Source organism: Nocardioides faecalis (assembly GCF_018388425.1).
Lineage (GTDB): Bacteria > Actinomycetota > Actinomycetes > Propionibacteriales > Nocardioidaceae > Nocardioides > Nocardioides faecalis.
The window spans coordinates 3735600-3752891 of record NZ_CP074406.1 but is presented as its reverse complement, the minus strand read 5'-3'; the positions used below and the strand labels follow the sequence as shown (position 1 = coordinate 3752891).

General features: G+C 72.6%; 16 protein-coding genes. 5 read left to right on the top strand and 11 right to left on the bottom strand.

What is annotated here, in order from left to right; translation table 11 throughout:
• Window positions 1-151 precede the first annotated feature (151 nt).
• A complete protein-coding gene (locus KG111_RS17590; RefSeq protein WP_205291332.1) occupies window positions 152-742 on the top strand; it encodes a Dps family protein in 591 nt (196 codons plus the stop codon).
• Between the two features lie 122 nt (window positions 743-864).
• Window positions 865-1374, top strand: a complete 510-nt coding sequence (locus tag KG111_RS17585) for a mycothiol transferase (RefSeq protein WP_205291333.1) — start codon at window positions 865-867, stop codon at window positions 1372-1374.
• Window positions 1375-1403: 29 nt separating this feature from the next.
• Here KG111_RS17585 and KG111_RS17580 read toward each other — a convergent pair whose 3' ends face one another.
• From KG111_RS17580 to KG111_RS17540, 9 genes are all read right to left on the bottom strand, one after another.
• Window positions 1404-2720 (bottom strand): MFS transporter, encoded by a 1317-nt coding sequence (locus KG111_RS17580; protein WP_249666209.1) that lies wholly within the window; start codon window positions 2718-2720, stop codon window positions 1404-1406.
• A 78-nt stretch (window positions 2721-2798) separates the two neighbouring features.
• Window positions 2799-4067 carry a sensor histidine kinase gene (locus KG111_RS17575; RefSeq protein ID WP_205291334.1) on the bottom strand — a complete coding sequence of 423 codons (1269 nt, stop codon included), beginning with the start codon at window positions 4065-4067 and terminating at the stop codon, window positions 2799-2801.
• Window positions 4060-4818 carry a response regulator transcription factor gene (locus KG111_RS17570; RefSeq protein WP_249666208.1) on the bottom strand — a complete coding sequence of 253 codons (759 nt, stop codon included), beginning with the start codon at window positions 4816-4818 and terminating at the stop codon, window positions 4060-4062. The genes KG111_RS17575 and KG111_RS17570 overlap by 8 nt, the downstream gene beginning before the upstream one ends.
• Window positions 4819-4849: 31 nt before the next feature.
• A complete protein-coding gene (locus tag KG111_RS17565; protein WP_205291336.1) occupies window positions 4850-5209 on the bottom strand; it encodes a hypothetical protein in 360 nt (119 codons plus the stop codon).
• Window positions 5209-7023 (bottom strand): Ig-like domain-containing protein, encoded by a 1815-nt coding sequence (locus KG111_RS17560; RefSeq protein ID WP_205291337.1) that lies wholly within the window; start codon window positions 7021-7023, stop codon window positions 5209-5211. The genes KG111_RS17565 and KG111_RS17560 overlap by 1 nt, the downstream gene beginning before the upstream one ends.
• Before the next feature lie 17 nt (window positions 7024-7040).
• Window positions 7041-7901, bottom strand: a complete 861-nt coding sequence (locus KG111_RS17555) for a signal peptidase I (protein ID WP_205291338.1) — start codon at window positions 7899-7901, stop codon at window positions 7041-7043.
• 75 nt (window positions 7902-7976) lie between these two features.
• A complete protein-coding gene (locus tag KG111_RS17550) occupies window positions 7977-8501 on the bottom strand; it encodes a M73 family metallopeptidase (RefSeq protein WP_213450013.1) in 525 nt (174 codons plus the stop codon).
• Window positions 8502-8907: 406 nt separating this feature from the next.
• Entirely contained in the window at window positions 8908-9435 is a 528-nt protein-coding gene (locus tag KG111_RS17545) for a M73 family metallopeptidase (protein ID WP_213450012.1), read from the bottom strand.
• Between the two features lie 793 nt (window positions 9436-10228).
• Window positions 10229-10756, bottom strand: a complete 528-nt coding sequence (locus KG111_RS17540; RefSeq protein WP_213450011.1) for a M73 family metallopeptidase — start codon at window positions 10754-10756, stop codon at window positions 10229-10231.
• Between the two features lie 196 nt (window positions 10757-10952).
• Between KG111_RS17540 and KG111_RS17535 the strand changes: the two genes are divergently transcribed.
• The 3 genes from KG111_RS17535 to KG111_RS17525 all read left to right on the top strand — a co-directional run bounded on the left by KG111_RS17535 (window position 10953) and on the right by KG111_RS17525 (window position 15366).
• Window positions 10953-12971, top strand: a complete 2019-nt coding sequence (locus KG111_RS17535) for a M3 family metallopeptidase (protein WP_205293119.1) — start codon at window positions 10953-10955, stop codon at window positions 12969-12971.
• A gap of 125 nt (window positions 12972-13096) precedes the next feature.
• The gene (locus tag KG111_RS17530) at window positions 13097-13918 is read left to right on the top strand and encodes a PadR family transcriptional regulator (protein WP_213450010.1); all 822 of its coding nucleotides are present in this window, start codon (window positions 13097-13099) and stop codon (window positions 13916-13918) included.
• Window positions 13919-14022: 104 nt separating this feature from the next.
• Window positions 14023-15366: a hypothetical protein gene (locus KG111_RS17525; protein WP_205290016.1), complete on the top strand. Its 1344-nt coding sequence runs from the start codon at window positions 14023-14025 to the stop codon at window positions 15364-15366.
• A 61-nt stretch (window positions 15367-15427) separates the two neighbouring features.
• On the opposite strand, the gene KG111_RS17520 is transcribed toward KG111_RS17525, so the two are convergent.
• Both KG111_RS17520 and KG111_RS17515 read right to left on the bottom strand, forming a co-directional pair.
• The gene (locus KG111_RS17520) at window positions 15428-16546 is read right to left on the bottom strand and encodes a serine/threonine-protein kinase (RefSeq protein ID WP_205290015.1); all 1119 of its coding nucleotides are present in this window, start codon (window positions 16544-16546) and stop codon (window positions 15428-15430) included.
• A 152-nt stretch (window positions 16547-16698) separates the two neighbouring features.
• A complete protein-coding gene (locus tag KG111_RS17515; protein ID WP_205290014.1) occupies window positions 16699-17241 on the bottom strand; it encodes a YceI family protein in 543 nt (180 codons plus the stop codon).
• Window positions 17242-17292 lie beyond the last annotated feature (51 nt).

The window sequence follows — 17292 nt, the reverse complement described above, 5'->3', positions numbered from 1 at the left end:
TCCCTTCGTCCGGGGCGGGACCCGTGGGGCGAGCCCCGTTCTTGTCCACGGTAGGGACCGGCGCCGACACCGGGACTCATCGTTGCCGAGGACCGTCCGCCAAGGTAGGCAAGGCTTACTTGTCTGGAACGGTTCAAGAGAAGGTGGCACGATGGTGGGAATCGGCCCCGACCGGGCCCGTATTCATCTAGCGAAGGGAGCACCACCCGTGGCCACCACCGCGACCCGACACCGCACCGAGCAGCACGTCTCGCACCCCGCCTTCGTCGCCGACGAGCAGTTCGCCGGCCACCTGCAGCAGCTGCTGGTCGACCTCAACGACCTCGCCCTGCAGGGCAAGCAGGCGCACTGGAACATCGTCGGCACCAACTTCCGCGACCTGCACCTGCAGCTCGACGAGATCGTCGACGCCGCCCGCGCGTTCTCCGACGAGGTCGCCGAGCGGATGCGCGCGGTCTACGTGATCCCCGACGGCTCCTCGGCCCGGATCGCCGCGCAGACCAGCCTGCCGCCGTTCCCCACCGGCGAGGTCGACACCGGTGCCGCGATCGACGCCATCGTCGCCTCCATGTACGCCGTGTCCGGCACCGCCCGGCGCATCCACGACGACATCGACGCCGCCGACCCGACCACCGCGGACCTGCTGCACACGATCATCGAGCGGATCGAGCAGCTCGCCTGGCTCACCGACGCCGAGCGCCGCGCCCCCGGCACCTCCGTGCCCCAGGCCATCCAGGCCTGAGCCGGTCCGGCGGGCCGCACTTGTAACTACGAGTTATGGCTACTACCAGGGTGGTATACCGCCCGGGTAGTAGCCATAACTCGTAGTTACAAGCGTTCGCGGGTACGACGTACGTTGGCCGCATGACTCCTGCCGAGCTGCTCAGCGATGCCCTCGGACGCGTCCTCGGGGACGTGGAGGCGGTGCTCGAGGACGTGCCGGACCACCTGCTCACGGAGCGCCCCACGCGGGACGCGAACACCATCGCGTGGCTGGTGTGGCACCTGACGCGGGTGCAGGACGACCACGTCGCCGGGGTGGCCGGCAGCGAGCAGGTGTGGACCGCGCAGGGGTTCGCGGACCGGTTCGCGCTGCCGCCGTCGGTGGGTGACGTGACGGAGATCGGCTACGGCCACACCAGCGCCCAGGTGGGTGCGGTGCGGGCACCGGCGCCGCTGCTCGCGGAGTACTACCGCGCCACCCACGAGCGCAGCCTGGAGTACCTCGCCACCCTGTCGGGCGAGGACCTCGACCGGGTGGTCGACACCCGGTGGGACCCGCCGGTCACCCTCGGGGTGCGGCTGGTGAGCGTCATCAACGACTGCACCCAGCACGTGGGCCAGGCGGCGTACCTGCGCGGGCTGCTCGCCTAGCCGTCGCCTAGCCGTCGCCTAGCCGTCGCCTAGCCCGCAGATGCGTGCGGCCGTCGGCCGGCGGCCGTGACCCGGTACCGCACGAACGACGGCACGGCGAGCGCGGCGACGACGGTGAGCACCACGACCAGGACGCCGCCGCCGGTGGCCGCGACCGCGGTGCCGACCATCGCGGCGGTGGCGCCGTGCGCCACGTCGGCCAGGCGGGGGCCGCCGGCGACGACCACGATGAAGATGCCCTGCAGCCGGCCGCGGACCTGGTCGTCGGCGGCGGCGAGCAGCATCGAGGAGCGGAACGCGGCCGAGGCCATGTCCGCGGCGCCGCCGACCACCAGCATCAGCACGGCCGCCGCCAGCCACCAGTGCGCGGCGCCGACGTCGCCGCCGGCGAGGTGGTCGGCGCCGAGGACGGTCAGGCCGAAGCCGGTCATCGCCACGCCCCACACCACGATGCACCAGATCACCGCGAGCCCCTGGCGTCGTACCCGGGAGACCCAGCCGGAGAAGACGCCGCCGATCACCGCACCGGCGGGGATGCCCGCGAACAGCAGCGCGAACGCCAGCCCGCCCTCCTCGGGGCCGAGGAAGGTGGTGTGCGCGATCTCGGGGAACAGCGCGCGCGGCATCCCGAACAGCATCGCGATGATGTCGACGACGAAGGACATCATCAGCACCGGCTGGGTGCGCAGGTAGGCGATGCCCTCGACCACCGAGCGCAGCCCGGGCGTGCCGCCCACCGCGCCCAGCACCGGCAGCGCCGGCAGCCGCACCACCGCCCACAGCGTGGCCAGCAGGAAGACGGCGTCGATGCCGTAGAGCCAGGCGAAGCCGGTGAACGGGATCAGCACCCCGGCCAGCAGCGGACCGCCGATCGCGCCGGCCTGCATCACGGTCATGTTCAGCGAGTTCGCCGCCGGCAGCAGCTCGTCGTCGAGCAGCCGCGGCAGGATGGCGGTGCGGGTGGGCTGGTTGACCGCGAAGAACGCCTGTTGTACCGCGAACAGCACGAGCAGGAGCCACACGTCGCCGACGTCGAACGCCGCCTGGGCCCAGAACAGCGTGGCGGTGCCGATCAGCCCCGTGGTGGTGACCAGCAGCAGCGTGCGCCGGTCGAAGTGGTCGGCGAGCGCACCGCCCCACAGCCCGAAGACGACCAGCGGCACGAGGCCGAAGACGCCGGTCAGGCCGACGTACGCCGACGAGCCGGTCTCCGCGTAGATCTGCGCCGGCACGGCCACCACCGACAGCTGGGCACCGATGACGGTGATGATGTTGGCCGACCACAGCCGCCGGAAGTGGGGGTTCTGCAACGGCCGGGTGTCGGCCAGCATCCCCCGCAGACTCACCGGGCAAGGTTACGGAAGGCCGTCTCGGCCGGGTTCCCCGGCTCCGCGGCTCCGGCTCGGTCCGACGGCGGAGCCGCGTCAGCGCTTCTGCTTGCGCCGCTCCAGCCGGTGCGGCAGCCACAGCACGAGCCTCGTGGTGGGGGACTCGGTGGCGAGGGAGAGGTGGCCGCCGAGCTCCTCGGCGAGCTCGGTCGCCACCGACAGGCCGAGCCCGTTGCCGCCGGAGCCGATCCGGCTGCTGACTCCGCGCTGGAAGATCTCCGGCCCGATCCGGCGCTCGCCCTCGTCGGCGACGATGGCCTCCAGGTGGGTCCGGGCGTCACGGGTCGTGACGGTCACTGTGCCCTGCCCGTGCATCCGGGCGTTGTCGACCAGCACGTCGAGGATCTGGGTCACCGGCCCCGGTGCGACCCGGGTGAGCACGTCGGCCTCCGAGCGGACGACGAGGTCGCGGCCCTCGGCCTTCAGCGCGGCGCGCCACCGTCCGGCGTTGGCGTCGACCAGCTCGGCGAGGTCGGTGGTCGCCTGTGCGTTGAGCCGGCGGCTGCGGGCCAGGTTCAGCAGGTCGTCGATGGACCCGCTGAGCCGGTCGAGCTCGGCGATCCCGCGCTCGAGCTCGGCGCGGACCTCGGGTGCGGTCTCGGGCCACAGGGTGAGGTCCTCGAGGCTGAGCCGCAGCGCGGTGATCGGGGTGCGCAGCTGGTGGGAGGCGTTGGCGGCGAACTCGCGCTCGCGGCGGATGAGGCCGTCGAGCCGCAGGCCGGCCTGCTGCAGCGCCTCGCCGATCGCCACCGCCTCGCGCACCCCCCGATCGGGCACCTCCAAGGTGGTCAGCCTCCCCCGGCCGAGCAGTTCCGCGGCCTCGGCGAGCTGCCGGAACGGCCGCGCGGTGCGGCTGCCGATGACGTAGGCGCTCGCGGCGGCCACCAGCGCCAGGACGAGACCGAGCAGGACCAGCGGCACCACCTCGTCCTGTACCGCCTCGCTGACCACGGCCCGGTCCCGGGTGAGGACGAGCGTGCGGCCGTCGCCCAGGTTGCGCTTGACGACCAGGGACTTCTCCGGGTCGGGCTCGAGCCGGCCCGCGGTGGTGCGGGTGCCGTCCGCGGCGACGTACGACGCCCCGTCCTGCGCGTCCAGGGCGGAGGCGAGCAGCTCGGTGTCGACCTCGCGACCGGCTCCCTCCCGTGAGGTGATCCGCGAGATCAGGAACCGGGCCGAGCGCTCCACCTCCCCGAGCTCCTGGTCGCTGATCCGGTCGGCGGCCACATAGGCGCGGGGCACCGCGAACGCGGCGATCACGGTCAGCGTCAGGCCGACCAGGATGGCGATGAAGCGCTCACGCATCGGCGGGGCGGTCCTCCAGTCGGAACCCGACGCCGCGCACGGTGGCCAGCACCACGGGCGCATCGGCGTCGACCAGCTTCTGGCGCAGCCGGCCGATCGTGGCGTCGAGGGTCTTGGTGGAGCCGAACCAGTTCTCGTCCCAGATCTCCGCCATCAGCGTCTCCCGGGTCACCACCGCGCCGCGCTTGACGTCGAGGCGCTCGAGGACGTCGTACTCCTTGGCGGTCAGCGCCAGCTCTGTGGCGCCGAGCCAGGCGCGCCGGGCGTCGCGGTCCACGCGCAGCCCGCTGCCGGAGGTCGCCGCGTCCGCCGTCGGGTCCGGGGCGGCGCTGGGCGTGTTGACCGGCGCGGCGGTCTCGGCAGTCGCGGGCACGGTGACGCGGGCGGTACGGCGCAGCAGCGCCCGCGCCCGGGCCAACAGCTCCGACAGGCTGAACGGCTTGGACAGGTAGTCGTCGGCGCCCACGTCGAGTCCGACCACTCGGTCCAGCTCGCCGCCGCGGGCGGTGAGGATCATGATCCCCGCCTCGTAGCCGTCGGCACGGAAGCGGCGGCACACGTCGAGACCGTCCATGTCGGGCAGTCCGAGGTCGAGCAGGAGCAGGTCGATGGGAACGCCGCCGGTGAGCGCGGCGATCGCGGCGGCCCCGTCTGGGGCGCGGGTCACGTCGTACCCCTCGCGCTCGAGGGCGCGGATCAGCGGTGCGGCAATGGCGTCGTCGTCCTCGACCAGGAGCAGGTGTGCGGGCACGTCGCGAGCATAGTTGGCGAGGGGTTGATGCTCAGTGCGCCGCGCGCAGCCTGGCATCGAGCGCGAGAAGTCCCAGCACGGCCGCGCCGGCGGCGATCGCCAGGTAGGACAGCAGGTCCGCCGGCGTCGCCTCGGCGCCGGGCAGGCCGACCGTCACCGCGAGGAGGGCGACGAGCAGCTGCAGCACGGCGAGCACGACAGCGACCAGCCGGGACTCGAAGCGGTTGTCGCGCAGCATCGTGGCGGCGGTCAACGCCCCCAGCGCGCCCAGGGCGAGCGCCGTCCACGCCAGCGCGCCGTCCAGGGTGGCGCTGCGCACGAGCAGAGCCACCGTGAGCACACCGGTGGCGACCGCGGCGGCCCGCGACGCCCAGGTGTGCGGGACCCGCATCAGAAGTCCTTGCCTCGCCCGGCCTGCGAGCTGTCCACCTCGCTGCGGGACAGGGCGACCCCGGCGAGAGAGCGCACCGCGGTGGAGGGGACCCAGGTGAGCGCGGAGGTGCTCAGGTCGGGGGTACGCAGCTCGCCGGTGAGCAGGTCGCCGACCCGGACGGTGACGACGGTGTGGGACCGGCCGTCGGTGCCGGTGACGGTCTCCGCGGTCATCGTGGCCGACAGCGTGGCGGGCCGGGCGAGCCCGGGAAGGCCCTCCAGGTAGTTGCGGTTGGAGGTGACCCGGCCGAGGTTCACCGCGGCGCTCGGGCGGCTGACGGCGAAGTGGGTGCCGTCGAACAGGCCGGCGTCGGTGAGGTTCAGCGACACCTCGATCGCGGCGCCGTCCCAGCCGGCGCTGACCGTGGTGAGGTCGACCCGGCGGCTGAACGTGTAGATGAGGGTGTCGCCGTTGTCGACGTAGGCCGCCCGACCGCCGTTGGTGGTGGTGATGTCGGTGCCGCGGAAGGCCGTCGTGGTGTTGTCGACGCGACGGGCGGCGACGATGGCCGAGGTGGCGCTCTGGCCGTTGACGTCGGTGACGTGGGCCCGCAGGTCGTAGCTGCCGTCGGAGCCGGCGGGGGTGTTCCACGCACAGGTCCAGGGGGCGGCGGTGCGGGTGCAGAGCGGGGTGAACTTGCTGGAGCCGGCGTTCGCGCGCTCGATGACCACCGAGGCGATGCCGGCGCTGGCGGCCGGGGTGGCGACCAGCGTGACTGTGCCCTCGAGGACGGCGCCGGGGTCGGCGAGCGAGATCGACCGGGTGGTGTTGTCCACCAGGCGCGGACCGACGACGGCCGAGGTGGTGGTGTTGCCGGCGACGTCGGTGGCCACGGCCCGGAAGAAGTGGTTGCCGTAGGCCAGCGCGGCGGTGGCGAAGCTGCAGGAGAACGGCGCGGCACTCGCGGTGCACGCCTCGCTGTAGGAACCGGTCGCGCTGGTGGCGACCTGGTAGACGACCTTCGCGACGCCGGTGTGGGCGTCGGCGTACTTGCCGGACAGGGTGACGCTGCCCTTCAGCGTCTCGGCCGGCACGGTGAAGGTGGCGGTCGGGGCGGTGTTGTCGACGTGCACGTCGACGACGCGCGGCGAGGTGAGCGTGTGGGTGCCGGAGGTGGCGACGGCCCGCAGGTCGTAGCGGCCGCTGGCGGTGCCGGGGGTGCTCCAGGTGCAGCCGAACGGGGCGGACAGGTTGCTGCAGCCGGCCAGCGTCGTCCAGGTGTTGGTGCCGGTGGAGGCGGCCTGGATGCTCACCTTCCAGCCCAGGTCGGTGGCGGGGCTGATCGCGGCGCTCAGCGCCACCGCGCCGCGGACCACGTCGCCCGGGTCGACGAGCGAGACGCCGGCGGTGTTGATGACCGTCGTGCGCACGACCTCGGAGGTGGCGGTGTTGCCGGCACGGTCGGTGGCCGTGGCCCGCAGGTCGACCGCGCCGTCGGCACCGGCGGCGGTCTTCCACGAGCACGAGTACGGCGCGGCGGTCGCGGTGCACAGCAGGGTCCAGGCGCCGCCTGCGCGGCGGGTCTCGATGCGGACCGAGGCGACCCCGGAGCGGGCGTCGGTGGCGGTGGCGCGAACGGTGACCGTCTCGCGGACGGCGGCGCCGGGCGAGGTGATCGCGACGGTCGGGGGCGTCCAGTCGGAGGCGGCGGTGACGGTCGAGACGTTCTGCGATGCGGAGACGAAGGTGGCCGACGAGCTGCCGGTGACGCCCAGGCCGATCACCGTGGCCACGAGGGCCAGGACGATCAGGGTGGCGGCGCGGCGGGTCATCGGGGTGCCTCTCGGGTTCAGCGGATGTGCATGAGGTCCCGGGACCGGGCTTCCTCGACAAGGGGAACGTTACGGAGCTGCGCGCCACCGGAGATCTGCAGAAGTTCCACAGAACAGACACAGTTCGTAACCGTCGTCTTGCCGTGCCGGACCCGGCGGCCCGCGCCGGCTCGACGCTGCTCGCCCGCCCGGCGGCGGTCGCCGGTGCGACGCGCCGCGGAGCGGCGGTCCTGCTTGGCCTTGCGGGCGTCCTGCTCGGCCTGGCGGGCGGCGAGCGTCGCGGCCTTCTCGGCGGCCTTCTCGGCGGCGGCGCGCTCGGCCTCGAGCTTGGCCGCGGCACGGATGGAGGGGCGCAGCGCCCCCAGCAGCTCGACGAGGCTCATCAGGGCGATCAGGCCGGCGGGGATGCCGATCGACAGCATCCGGATCTCCCGGTCGGCCATGGCGATCAGCACCCAGCCCACGTGCGGCACGGCGGCCCGGACGACCGGCTGGGTGTCGGCGGTGAGCGAGAACTTCCACGGGTCGGGGTCCGGGTTCGCGTCGCCCTGGGTGATGAGCACCTGGCGGCCGTTCTCGTCGGAGCCCATCTCGACGATCCGGTGGGTGACCAGGGTCTGCACGCCGCTGTCCGGCGGCGGCAGGTAGGTGATGATGTCACCGACCGCGAGCTCCTCCACCGGGACCGGCTCCTCGAAGACCAGCGAGCCCTTCTCGAAGGTGCCGGACATGGAGCCGCCGGTGATCACGTAGCGCTCGTAGCCGAACGCCGACGGGACGATGTAGGCCAGCGGGATCAGCACCAGCACGAGCAGCACGAGGTTGCCCAGGGCGCTGCCGGTACGTCGCAGGGCGCTGCGCTTCTGCTTCTCGGCCATGGTGCTTGCTCCTCGGGCTCGTCGGCGGTGGGATGCGGGGTGGGGACGGTGCGGGGTGACGGGGAGGTCAGGCGGTCACTGGTTGGTGGTCTCACCGGTGAGCTGGACGGCGTCCCAGGTGTACGCGGCGCTGGCGGACTTGCCCTGGTCGTCGTTGCTGGTGGCCTGGTCGAGCGTCACGCTGAAGGTGTACGTGTGGGCGTCGCCGGCTGCCCAGGTGCCGAGGGTCTTCTTGGCGCCGTCGACGAGGCCGCCGAAGGTGCCGTCGTAGATGACGGTCTTGGTGGTGGTGTCCGTGATCGACAGGCTGAGGTTGTCGCCGGTGAACCCGTTGGTGGAGGAGACCTCGGTGAGGGAGAAGTTGGCGGGCAGGGTGCCGGTGTTGGTCAGCTCCAGGGTGCCGTTGACGGTGTCGCCGGGCTTGATGTCCTTGAGCTCGAAGATGGCCTTGTCGGCCTTGGAGTTGAGCTGGGTCAGGGTGCCGGCGGTGACCGAGCTGATGGTGTTGCTCGAGGTCGAGGTGAAGCTGGCGCCGGAGCCGACCGCGATGGCGCCGGCGGCGACGAGGGTGGCGAGGGGGACGAGGATCTTCTTCTGCATGGCGTGCTCCCGGTCTTCGGTGGTGTGGAGCGGTGGTTTCCGCTGATGGGTCAACCCTCCCAATCCGCACTCCACAGAAGCTCCACGCGAGATCCACGGACCAGCCACATGTGCACCACAGCTGCCGCCTTCGCAACGGCGGGTTCCCACGGAGCGACACGCGTCTGCCCGACGCACAGCCGCCCGGCAGGCTCTCGGGAAGATGCCGAAAAGCCCGTCGAGCCCCACCGCTCCTCCGGCCCGGGTGGGCGGTGGAGGCGGGTGGGGCTCGCGGGCTTCCGGACGGCTCGGGGAAACCACCGGAGGTTGATGGCCGTCCCGGGCAGGCATGGCGCGGCTGCCTGAGACGGCTGCTCGAGGGTCGGCGACGTCGCGCGTCGCCGGACGTGCTCGGCTGTTCAGGCGGTCACTGGTTGGTGGTCTCACCGGTGAGCTGGACGGCGTCCCACTTGTAGACGGCGTTGGCGGTCTTGCCCTGCTCGTCGTTGCCGGCCTCGGCGTCGAGGGCGACGGTGAAGGTGTAGGTGTGGGTCTCGCCGGCTGCCCAGGTGCCGAGGGTCTTCTTGAGGCCGTCCTCGAGGCCGCCGAAGGTGCCGTCGTAGACGGGGGTGGCGGCGTCCTTGGCGTCCGTGATGGTCAGCGTGAGCTCGTCGCCGGTGAACCCGTTGGTGGAGGAGACCTCGGTGAGGGAGAAGTTGGCGGGCAGGGTGCCGGTGTTGGTCAGCTCCAGGGTGCCGTTGACGGTGTCGCCGGGCTTGATGTCCTTGAGCTCGAAGATGGCCTTGTCGGCCTTGGAGTTGTGCTGGGTCAGGGTGCCGGCGGTGACCGAGCTGATGGTGTTGCTCGAGGTCGAGGTGAAGCTGGCGCCGGAGCCGACCGCGATGGCGCCGGCGGCGACGAGGGTGGCGAGGGGGACGAGGATCTTCTTCTGCATGGCGTGCTCCCGGTCTTCGGTGGTGTGAGCGGTGGTTTCCGCTGATGGGTCAACCCTCCCAATCCGCGCTCCACAGGCGTCCCACACGGAAGCCACGCCCCGGCCACGTTCTGGAACTGTTCTCCCCGGGATGGAACCGCTCGGGGTCCGCCGGCGTCAGAAGGGCATGTTCGGTCGAGCCGTCCTGGCCACCGCCGTCCTGTCGTCCGTGACGCTGACGACCGCTTGCGGCAGTGACGTCCGGACCTCGCCTGGCGACTCCGATGTGGTCCGACCCGGGGCGTCAGGGAAGCCGGCCGAGCAGCACTTCTCGCGCGCGGGAGTGACCGTCACCATTCCGCGGGACTGCGATCCGACAGCGGTCTCTCCAGACCGTTGCTCCGGTCTCGAGTCACTGGAGGTTGCAGCCATCGGGCCGCTGGATGATCTCGTTCGCCCTGGCATCTATCGGCACGAGGACGGCTGGATGGGTCTGCGGGTGATCGGGGCGTCGTACGTCTTCGCCACCTCGCAGCTGCGGCCGATCCTCGTCGAGGTCCTCGACTCCGCCACGGCTGAGTGAGGACTCCACGGGCCGAGAAGCCTGAGGGGCCGAGAAACCAGACGAGCCCCACCCCTCGGCGCACCCGGTGGGTGTGCAGGAGGGATGGGGCTCGTAGGCCTCCGAGGGCGTCTCGGGGTGACCGCCGGAGGTTGATGGCCGTCCCGGGCAGGCATGGCGCGGCTGCCTGAGACGGCTGCTCGAGGGTCGGTGACGTCGCGCGTCGCCGGACGTGCTCGCCTGTTCAGGCGGTCACTGGTTGGTGGTCTCGCCGGTGAGCTGGACGGCGTCCCACTTGTAGACGGCGTTGGCGGTCTTGCCCTGCTCGTCGTTGCCGGCCTCGGCGTCGAGGGCGACGGTGAAGGTGTAGGTGTGGGTCTCGCCGGCTGCCCAGGTGCCGAGGGTCTTCTTGAGGCCGTCCTCGAGGCCGCCGAAGGTGCCGTCGTAGACGGGGGTGGCGGCGTTCTTGGCGTCCGTGATGGTCAGCGTGAGCTCGTCGCCGGTGAACCCGTTGGTGGAGGAGACCTCGGTGAGGGAGAAGTTGGCGGGCAGGGTGCCGGTGTTGGTCAGCTCCAGGGTGCCGTTGACGGTGTCGCCGGGCTTGATGTCCTTGAGCTCGAAGATGGCCTTGTCGGCCTTGGAGTTGTGCTGGGTCAGGGTGCCGGCGGTGACCGAGCTGATGGTGTTGCTCGAGGTCGAGGTGAAGCTGGCGCCGGAGCCGACCGCGATGGCGCCGGCGGCGACGAGGGTGGCGAGGGGGACGAGGATCTTCTTCTGCATGGCGTGCTCCCGGTCTTCGGTGGTGTGAGCGGTGGTTTCCGCTGATGGGTCAACCCTCCCAATCCGCGCTCCACAGGCGTCCCACACGGAAGCCACGTCCCGGCCACATGTGCGCCACACGTGGCCACCCGAGCCGACGGAATCTCCACGACCTGACACGACGTCGAAATTCGCTGCCCCGACCTACGCTGGAAGGGTGACGAATGCTCCCCTGACGTTGCCGTCCCTCACCGACGCCTGGACCGCATGGACCCGCGAGCGGGCCACCTCCGAGCTCGCCCGGGCCGAGGCGCTCGTCGAAGGGCTCCGCACCGCCCCGCCGACCGACGCCGTGGCGGTGCTGCGGCAGTGGGACCGGGCCTGCGGACACCTCGGCAACGCCGCCGCGATCGGCTCGCTGCTGGGCAACGTGCACCCCTCCGAGGAGGTGCGGCGCCTCGCCGACTCCGCCGAGCAGGACGCCCACCGGGTCGCCACCCGCTGGAGCCTGGACCGCGCTCTGTACGACGTCTTCGCCGGTCTCGACGAGGAGCAGGTCGCGGGCGACCCGGCGGCGTCGCGGCTGCTGGAGAAGGTGCGCGCCGACTTCCGCCGCTCGGGGGTGGACCAGGACGACGCTTCCCGCGAGCGGATCAGCGCGGTGCGGGAGCGGATCACCGAGCTCGACCAGGAGTTCAGCCGGGTGATCCGGGACGACGTACGCACCATCCGGGTGGCGCCCGAGCAGCTCGCCGGGCTGCCGCAGGACTGGCTGGCCGAGCACCCGGCCGACGAGGACGGCCTGGTCACCGTGACCACCGACTACCCCGACGCCGTGCCGGTGCGGATGTTCGCCCACGACCGCGACGTGCGCCGCGACATCGCGATCGCCTCCAACGAGCGGGGCTGGCCGCAGACCGAGCCGCTGCTCACCGAGCTCTTCGCCCTGCGCCACGAGCTGGCGACGCTGGTCGGCTACTGCGACTGGCCCTCCTACGACGCCGACGTGAAGATGGTCGGCAAGGGCAGCAACATCCCGGAGTTCATCGACAAGATCGCCGAGGCGGCCGAGGTCCCGATGCGCCGCGACCTCGACCAGCTCCTGGCGCGCTACCGGCGCGACTTCCCCGACGCCGAGGCCGTGCCCGGCTACGACTACAACTACTACGCCGAGCTGGTCCGCTCCGAGGCCTACGACGTCGACTCCCAGCGGGTGCGCAGCTACTTCGACTTCGCCCGCGTGCGCGAGGGCCTGCTCGAGGTCACCGGCCGGCTCTTCGGGCTGCGCTACGACCGGGTGGACGTGCCGACCTGGCACGAGGACGTCAGCGTGTACGACGTCTTCGCCGCCGACACGGCCGCCGACACGGCCGGCGACCCTGCCGACGGAGGCACGGGCGGGCTGCCCGCGGGCCGGCTGGGCCGCATCTACCTCGACCTGCACCCGCGCAGCGGCAAGTACAAGCACGCCGCCCAGTTCACCCTCACCGACGGGGTGGCCGGCGAGCAGCTGCCCGAGGGGGTGCTTGTCTGCAACTTCTCCCGCGGTCTGATGGAGCACGACCACGTCGTGACCCTGTTCCACGAGTTCGGCCACCTGCTGCACCACGTGCTCGCCGGGCACGGTGACTGGTACCGCTTCGCCGGGGTGGCCACCGAGTGGGACTTCGTCGAGGCGCCGAGCCAGATGTTGGAGGAGTGGGCCTGGCACGCCGACGTGCTGCGTCTCTTCGCCGTCGACGCCTCCGGGGAGCCCATCCCGGCCGAGCTGGTGGCCGCGATGCGCGCGGCCGACGACTACGGCAAGGGCATCTACGCCCGCACCCAGATGTTCTACGCCGCGATGTCCTACTGGTTCCACGCCGACCGGGTGCTGGTCGACCGCGGCGAGGCCGCCCCGGACCTGACCGAGCGGATGATCGAGCTGCAGGGCCGCTACGGCGCGCTGCCCTACCTCGAGGGCACCCACATGTTCGCCAGCTTCGGCCACCTCGGCGGCTACAGCTCGGGCTACTACACCTACATGTGGTCGCTGGTGATCGCCAAGGACATGTTCGCCGCCTTCGACCCCGACGGTGCCGGCGACCTGCTGGCGCCCTCGGTGCTCGAGGTCGCGCGCCGCTACCGTGACGCCGTGCTGGTGCCCGGCGGCTCCGCGGACGCCGCCGACCTGGTCGCGAACTTCCTGGGCCGGCCGTTCTCGTTCGACACCTACGCCGCCTGGCTCGCGCGCTGAGGCGAGGGGCCTTGCGTCGAGGGGAGGACGCGCTTACGGTAGCGATATATCGCGAAACGTCACGAGCGGAACGCGATATCCCTGACACTCGGGCCCACCGGCCCTCGGCAACCACGGAGGTCCCCATGGGACGCCACTTCGACAACGATGCAAGCAGCTTCGACCACGAGCAGTACGACGCCGGCCGCGACTTCTCCGGACACGGTCCCCGTGGCGGCGGACGCCGCCGGCAGCGCGGTGGGTTCGGCCCCGGCCCGGGCGGGTGGGCGCAGTGGGGCGACCCCGGCTCCGGTGGCCACCGCGGCCGCGGCCCGGGCGGCCCCGGTGCTCCGGTGCCGCCGCCGTGGCTCGCCGGCCTCTTCGGGATGGGCCGCCCCGAGCGTGGCCGCGGGCCGCGGGTGCGCCGCGGCGACGTGCGCTCCGCGATCCTGGACGTGCTGCGCGAGGCCGGCGAGGGCGAGGAGTCGCCGAACGGCTACCAGGTGATCCAGCGGATCACCGAGCGCAGCGGCGGCGTGTGGAAGCCGAGCCCCGGCTCGGTCTACCCCACCGTCCAGCAGCTGCAGGACGAGGAGCTCGTCGAGCTCGACGAGGCCCGCGGCCGCCGTGCGCTGCGGCTGACCGCCCGTGGCGCCCGCTGGTGCGCCGAGCACGCCGACGAGCTCGCCGCGGTCTGGGCGCCGTTCGACCGGCCGGGCGCCGGCGCGGGCGAGGGAGCCCCGGGCTCCGGCGGGCACGCCGACCTCAAGTCCGAGATCGGGCAGGTGATGTCCGCGGTGTGGCAGATCGTCTCCGCGGGCTCCGAGACGCAGCGCGCCGCCGCGGTCGACGTGCTCGTCGAGGCCCGCCGCGGCCTCTACGGGATCCTCGCCGACGGCCCGAACCCCGGCGGCGCCGAGGACGAGGAGCCCGAGGAGCTCGACGATACCGACGGCACGGACCGCTGAACCGGGCACGCCACCTGGCACGGCACGGGCGGCGAGGGCGGCTTTTTCCGGATCGCGGCGGACATCGTCCGGATGCTGTGGACCGGCACCTTAGGCTGCGTGCCGTGCGCCCTCGTCGATCGACCCTTCCCGTCGCCGGTGCCGGCTGCCTGGCCTGGCTCGCGCTGAGCATCGCCCCCGGCCTGGCCCCCGGTCTCGCCGCCGCGCCGTCCGCCTCGGTGGACCTCGGCGGCACCGCCGTGCCAGGCGGGGCCAGCACCAACCCGGCGGAGCCCACGACACTGACCGCGGGACTGTGGTCGGCGACAGTCTCGGCGCAGTACCCGCAGCACTTCACCTACGCCCGGCGGGTCAAGGACAGCGTCGTGCACGTGGGCGTGCTCGGCGCCCCCCAGTCGACGGACTCCGACGCGCTGAGCGTCAAGGTCGGCGTGCGCACCCCCGAGAGCACCTCGCTCACCTCGTGCGGCAGTGCCAGCGACACCAGCGAGTACGTCGTGCCGCACGCGGTCCTGGGCGCCCGGGTCGCCGCCGGCGCGGGCGACGGCTCGTCGGCCGAGTCCTGCCGCGGTTCCGACGAGCTGCAGATCGAGGTCGGGCGCGGCTCGACCTCCAACCCCGCCGAGATGCCCTACGTCATCAAGATCGTGGAGGAGGCGCCGCTCACCGACCCCGGCGGCACCGAGCCCGACGAGGAGCCGTCGTACGACGTGCCCGAGCCGCGGGCCGCGACCGAGCGCCCCGGCGCGGCCTCGCTGGCGAAGGCGCCGAAGCTGGACGCCCGCTCGGGGCCGGTGACCGTGACCACCACGCTCACCGAGGGTACCGAGCAGCTGTGGCGGGTGCCGCTGACCTGGGGCGACCTGCCGGTGGTCCGCGTGGATGTGCCGGCCGCGACCGGCGCCGACGCCGAGACGTTCAGCTACAGCGGCCCCGACCTCAGCGTGCACCTCATCGACCCGATGCGCGGGCGGTTCCGCCACGTCGACACCGAGCGCGAGCACTCCGCCACCGGACAGTACGTGGCCGACGAGGAGGGCGAGGGCCAGCAGCTGGTCGCCGCCGGCTACCCGGTGCGTCCCGCGAACGGGCTGCTGCCCGGCGACTACTGGGTGTCGGTGGCCCTCGAGGCCGCACCCGAGGACCGCGACCCGGTCGACGTCACCGTCGAGCTGACCGCGCAGGTCGTGGCGGGCGGTGCGGACGAGCCGTCGTACCAGCAGGCGGTGCTGTCGCAGGAGCAGGACGCGGTGCCCGACGGCTACTCCTCGGCCAAGCCGTTCCTGGTCGGGGAGGAGACGTTCGCCGCGGTCGCCTCCGGCAACCCTGTCGTCGTCGTGGACGAGGCCGAGGACTGGCTCTCGGCGCGCCGCGGGGCCGGCCTCGGCGTCGCCGCGCTCAGCGTCGCCTGCCTCGCCGGCGGCCTGGTCCGGCTGCGCCGCGCCTAGCCGGCATCACGCCTGGCCCCAGCCCGGCTGAGCGGGTCGAGCGGGACCGAGCGGTCCCGCCTCAGCCCAGCAGCAGCAGGAGCGCGACGAGCAGGCCGAGCACGCCCGCCCCGAGCAGCACGTAGGCGTCGACCGGACGAGCGGAGCGCTGCGGCGCCGGGTGCTCGAGCCGGGTGGGCGGGGCCGGCGGGGGCGGCAGAACGGAGGTGCCGATCGCGGCCGTGGGCGCCGTGGCGCCCGGCGGCGGAGGCGGCGGCGGGTACGACGTCGTGCGCTGCCCCGCCGTGGGCGCCGGTCCCGGTGCCGGGCCCGGTGCCGGAGAGGGGCTCGCGGCGTCGGCGAACTCGTCGGGCACCGTGATGTCGTCGGCCAGCGCGGGGTCGTCCCACCGCGCCACCAGCTCCTGCAGCGCGGGGTGGGTGCGCAGCTCCGCGGCGCTGGGTCGCTTCACCGGGTCCGGGGTGGTCGCCGCGGCGACCACCTCCAGGATCGCGTCGTGCGCGGCGTCACCGGTGCGCAGGCCGGCGACGTCGATCCTCGGGGGCGCACCGTCGCTGGGCGGGCGCTGCCCGGTGAGCAGCTCGAGCGCCACCACGCCGAGGGCGTAGACGTCGGCGCTGGGGTCGGGGTCGGCGCCGGCGAACTGCTCCGGCGACATGTAGCCCGGGGTGCCGATGACCATCGCGACGTGGGTCAGCCGCGGCTCGTCGCTGGGCACCGCGATCCCGAAGTCGGTCAGCCGCAGGTGCGGCCTCCCGCTGCCGGTGGGCTCCAGCATCAGGTTCCCGGGCTTGATGTCACGGTGCACGATGCCGGCGGCGTGCACGGCAGCGAGCGCCTGGAGCGTCTGGTCCAGCAGCACCGCGATCCAGCGCGGCGGCAGCCGGCCGCCGTTGCGCCGGGCCAGGCCGGAGACCGACCCGCCGCGCACGAGCGGCATGGTGAACAGCACCCGGTCGTCGACGCCGGCCCAGGACTGCGGCGTCACCACGTGGGTGTGGTCGATGCGCATGGACTGCTCGCGCACGAAGCGCAGCAGCATCGCGGCGTCGGTCTGGCGCAGCAGCTTGGCCGCCTTCACCACCCCGTCGGTGCGGTCGTGGACCCGCCACACCGTGCCCATGCCGCCGCTCGCGATCGGGTCGAGCAGCTCGTAGCGTCCCGCGAAGACCTCGCCCATGGCAGGTGAGCCTAGCCATCACCCGTGGCGTTCGTGGCGCCTGGACGCCGACACCCCGGCGAGCGGTGCTCGCCGGGGTGCTTCGGCCGGGTGGGGATCCGCGGGGCGGGGCCGGCCGGGGACGGGTGCGAGGACCCGTGGGCGGGGGAGGCTCAGGCGTTCTTGATGGCCGAGATGTCGAGCTCGAGCTTGATCTTGTCCGAGACGAGGACGCCGCCGGTCTCGAGCGCGGCGTTCCAGGTCAGGCCCCAGTCCTTGCGGTTGAGGGTGACCTCGCCCTCGAAGCCCACGCGGACGTTGCCGAACGGGTCCTTGGCCGAGCCGTTCTCGGTGAACTCGATGGTGACGGGCTTGGTGACGCCCTTGATGGTCAGGTCGCCGGTGATCGCCCAGCCGTCGTCGGACTTGGCGACGTCGGTGGAGACGAAGGTCCACTCGGGGTACTGCTTGGCGTCGAAGAAGTCGGCGGAGACCAGGTGGCCGTCGCGGTCCTCGCTGCCGGTGCTCACGCTGGCGGGGTCGATGGTCACGGTGACCGAGGAGGCCGAGGGGTTGGCGGCGTCCACGTGCGCGGTGGCGCTCCAGCTGCCGAACTGGCCGCGGACCTTGGTCACGACCGCGTGGCGGGCCACGAAACCGAGCCGGCTGTGCGAGGTGTCGAGGGTGTAGTCGCCGGTGATGTCGATGTCGCTCATGGTTTCTCCTCTGGAGGGGTGGGCCGCGCCTGGTTGGTTGAATGCTCAACA

What these genes read in the sequence shown, in the direction of transcription:
- KG111_RS17590 (WP_205291332.1), top strand. Translation starts at nt 152, where the DNA reads ATGGTGGGAATCGGCCCCGACCGGGCCCGTATTCATCTAGCGAAGGGA.
- KG111_RS17585 (WP_205291333.1), top strand. Translation starts at nt 865, where the DNA reads ATGACTCCTGCCGAGCTGCTCAGCGATGCCCTCGGACGCGTCCTCGGG.
- KG111_RS17575 (WP_205291334.1), bottom strand. Translation starts at nt 4,067, where the DNA reads ATGCGTGAGCGCTTCATCGCCATCCTGGTCGGCCTGACGCTGACCGTG.
- KG111_RS17565 (WP_205291336.1), bottom strand. Translation starts at nt 5,209, where the DNA reads ATGCGGGTCCCGCACACCTGGGCGTCGCGGGCCGCCGCGGTCGCCACC.
- KG111_RS17560 (WP_205291337.1), bottom strand. Translation starts at nt 7,023, where the DNA reads ATGACCCGCCGCGCCGCCACCCTGATCGTCCTGGCCCTCGTGGCCACG.
- KG111_RS17555 (WP_205291338.1), bottom strand. Translation starts at nt 7,901, where the DNA reads ATGGCCGAGAAGCAGAAGCGCAGCGCCCTGCGACGTACCGGCAGCGCC.
- KG111_RS17550 (WP_213450013.1), bottom strand. Translation starts at nt 8,501, where the DNA reads ATGCAGAAGAAGATCCTCGTCCCCCTCGCCACCCTCGTCGCCGCCGGC.
- KG111_RS17545 (WP_213450012.1), bottom strand. Translation starts at nt 9,435, where the DNA reads ATGCAGAAGAAGATCCTCGTCCCCCTCGCCACCCTCGTCGCCGCCGGC.
- KG111_RS17540 (WP_213450011.1), bottom strand. Translation starts at nt 10,756, where the DNA reads ATGCAGAAGAAGATCCTCGTCCCCCTCGCCACCCTCGTCGCCGCCGGC.
- KG111_RS17530 (WP_213450010.1), top strand. Translation starts at nt 13,097, where the DNA reads ATGGGACGCCACTTCGACAACGATGCAAGCAGCTTCGACCACGAGCAG.
- KG111_RS17520 (WP_205290015.1), bottom strand. Translation starts at nt 16,546, where the DNA reads ATGGGCGAGGTCTTCGCGGGACGCTACGAGCTGCTCGACCCGATCGCG.
- KG111_RS17515 (WP_205290014.1), bottom strand. Translation starts at nt 17,241, where the DNA reads ATGAGCGACATCGACATCACCGGCGACTACACCCTCGACACCTCGCAC.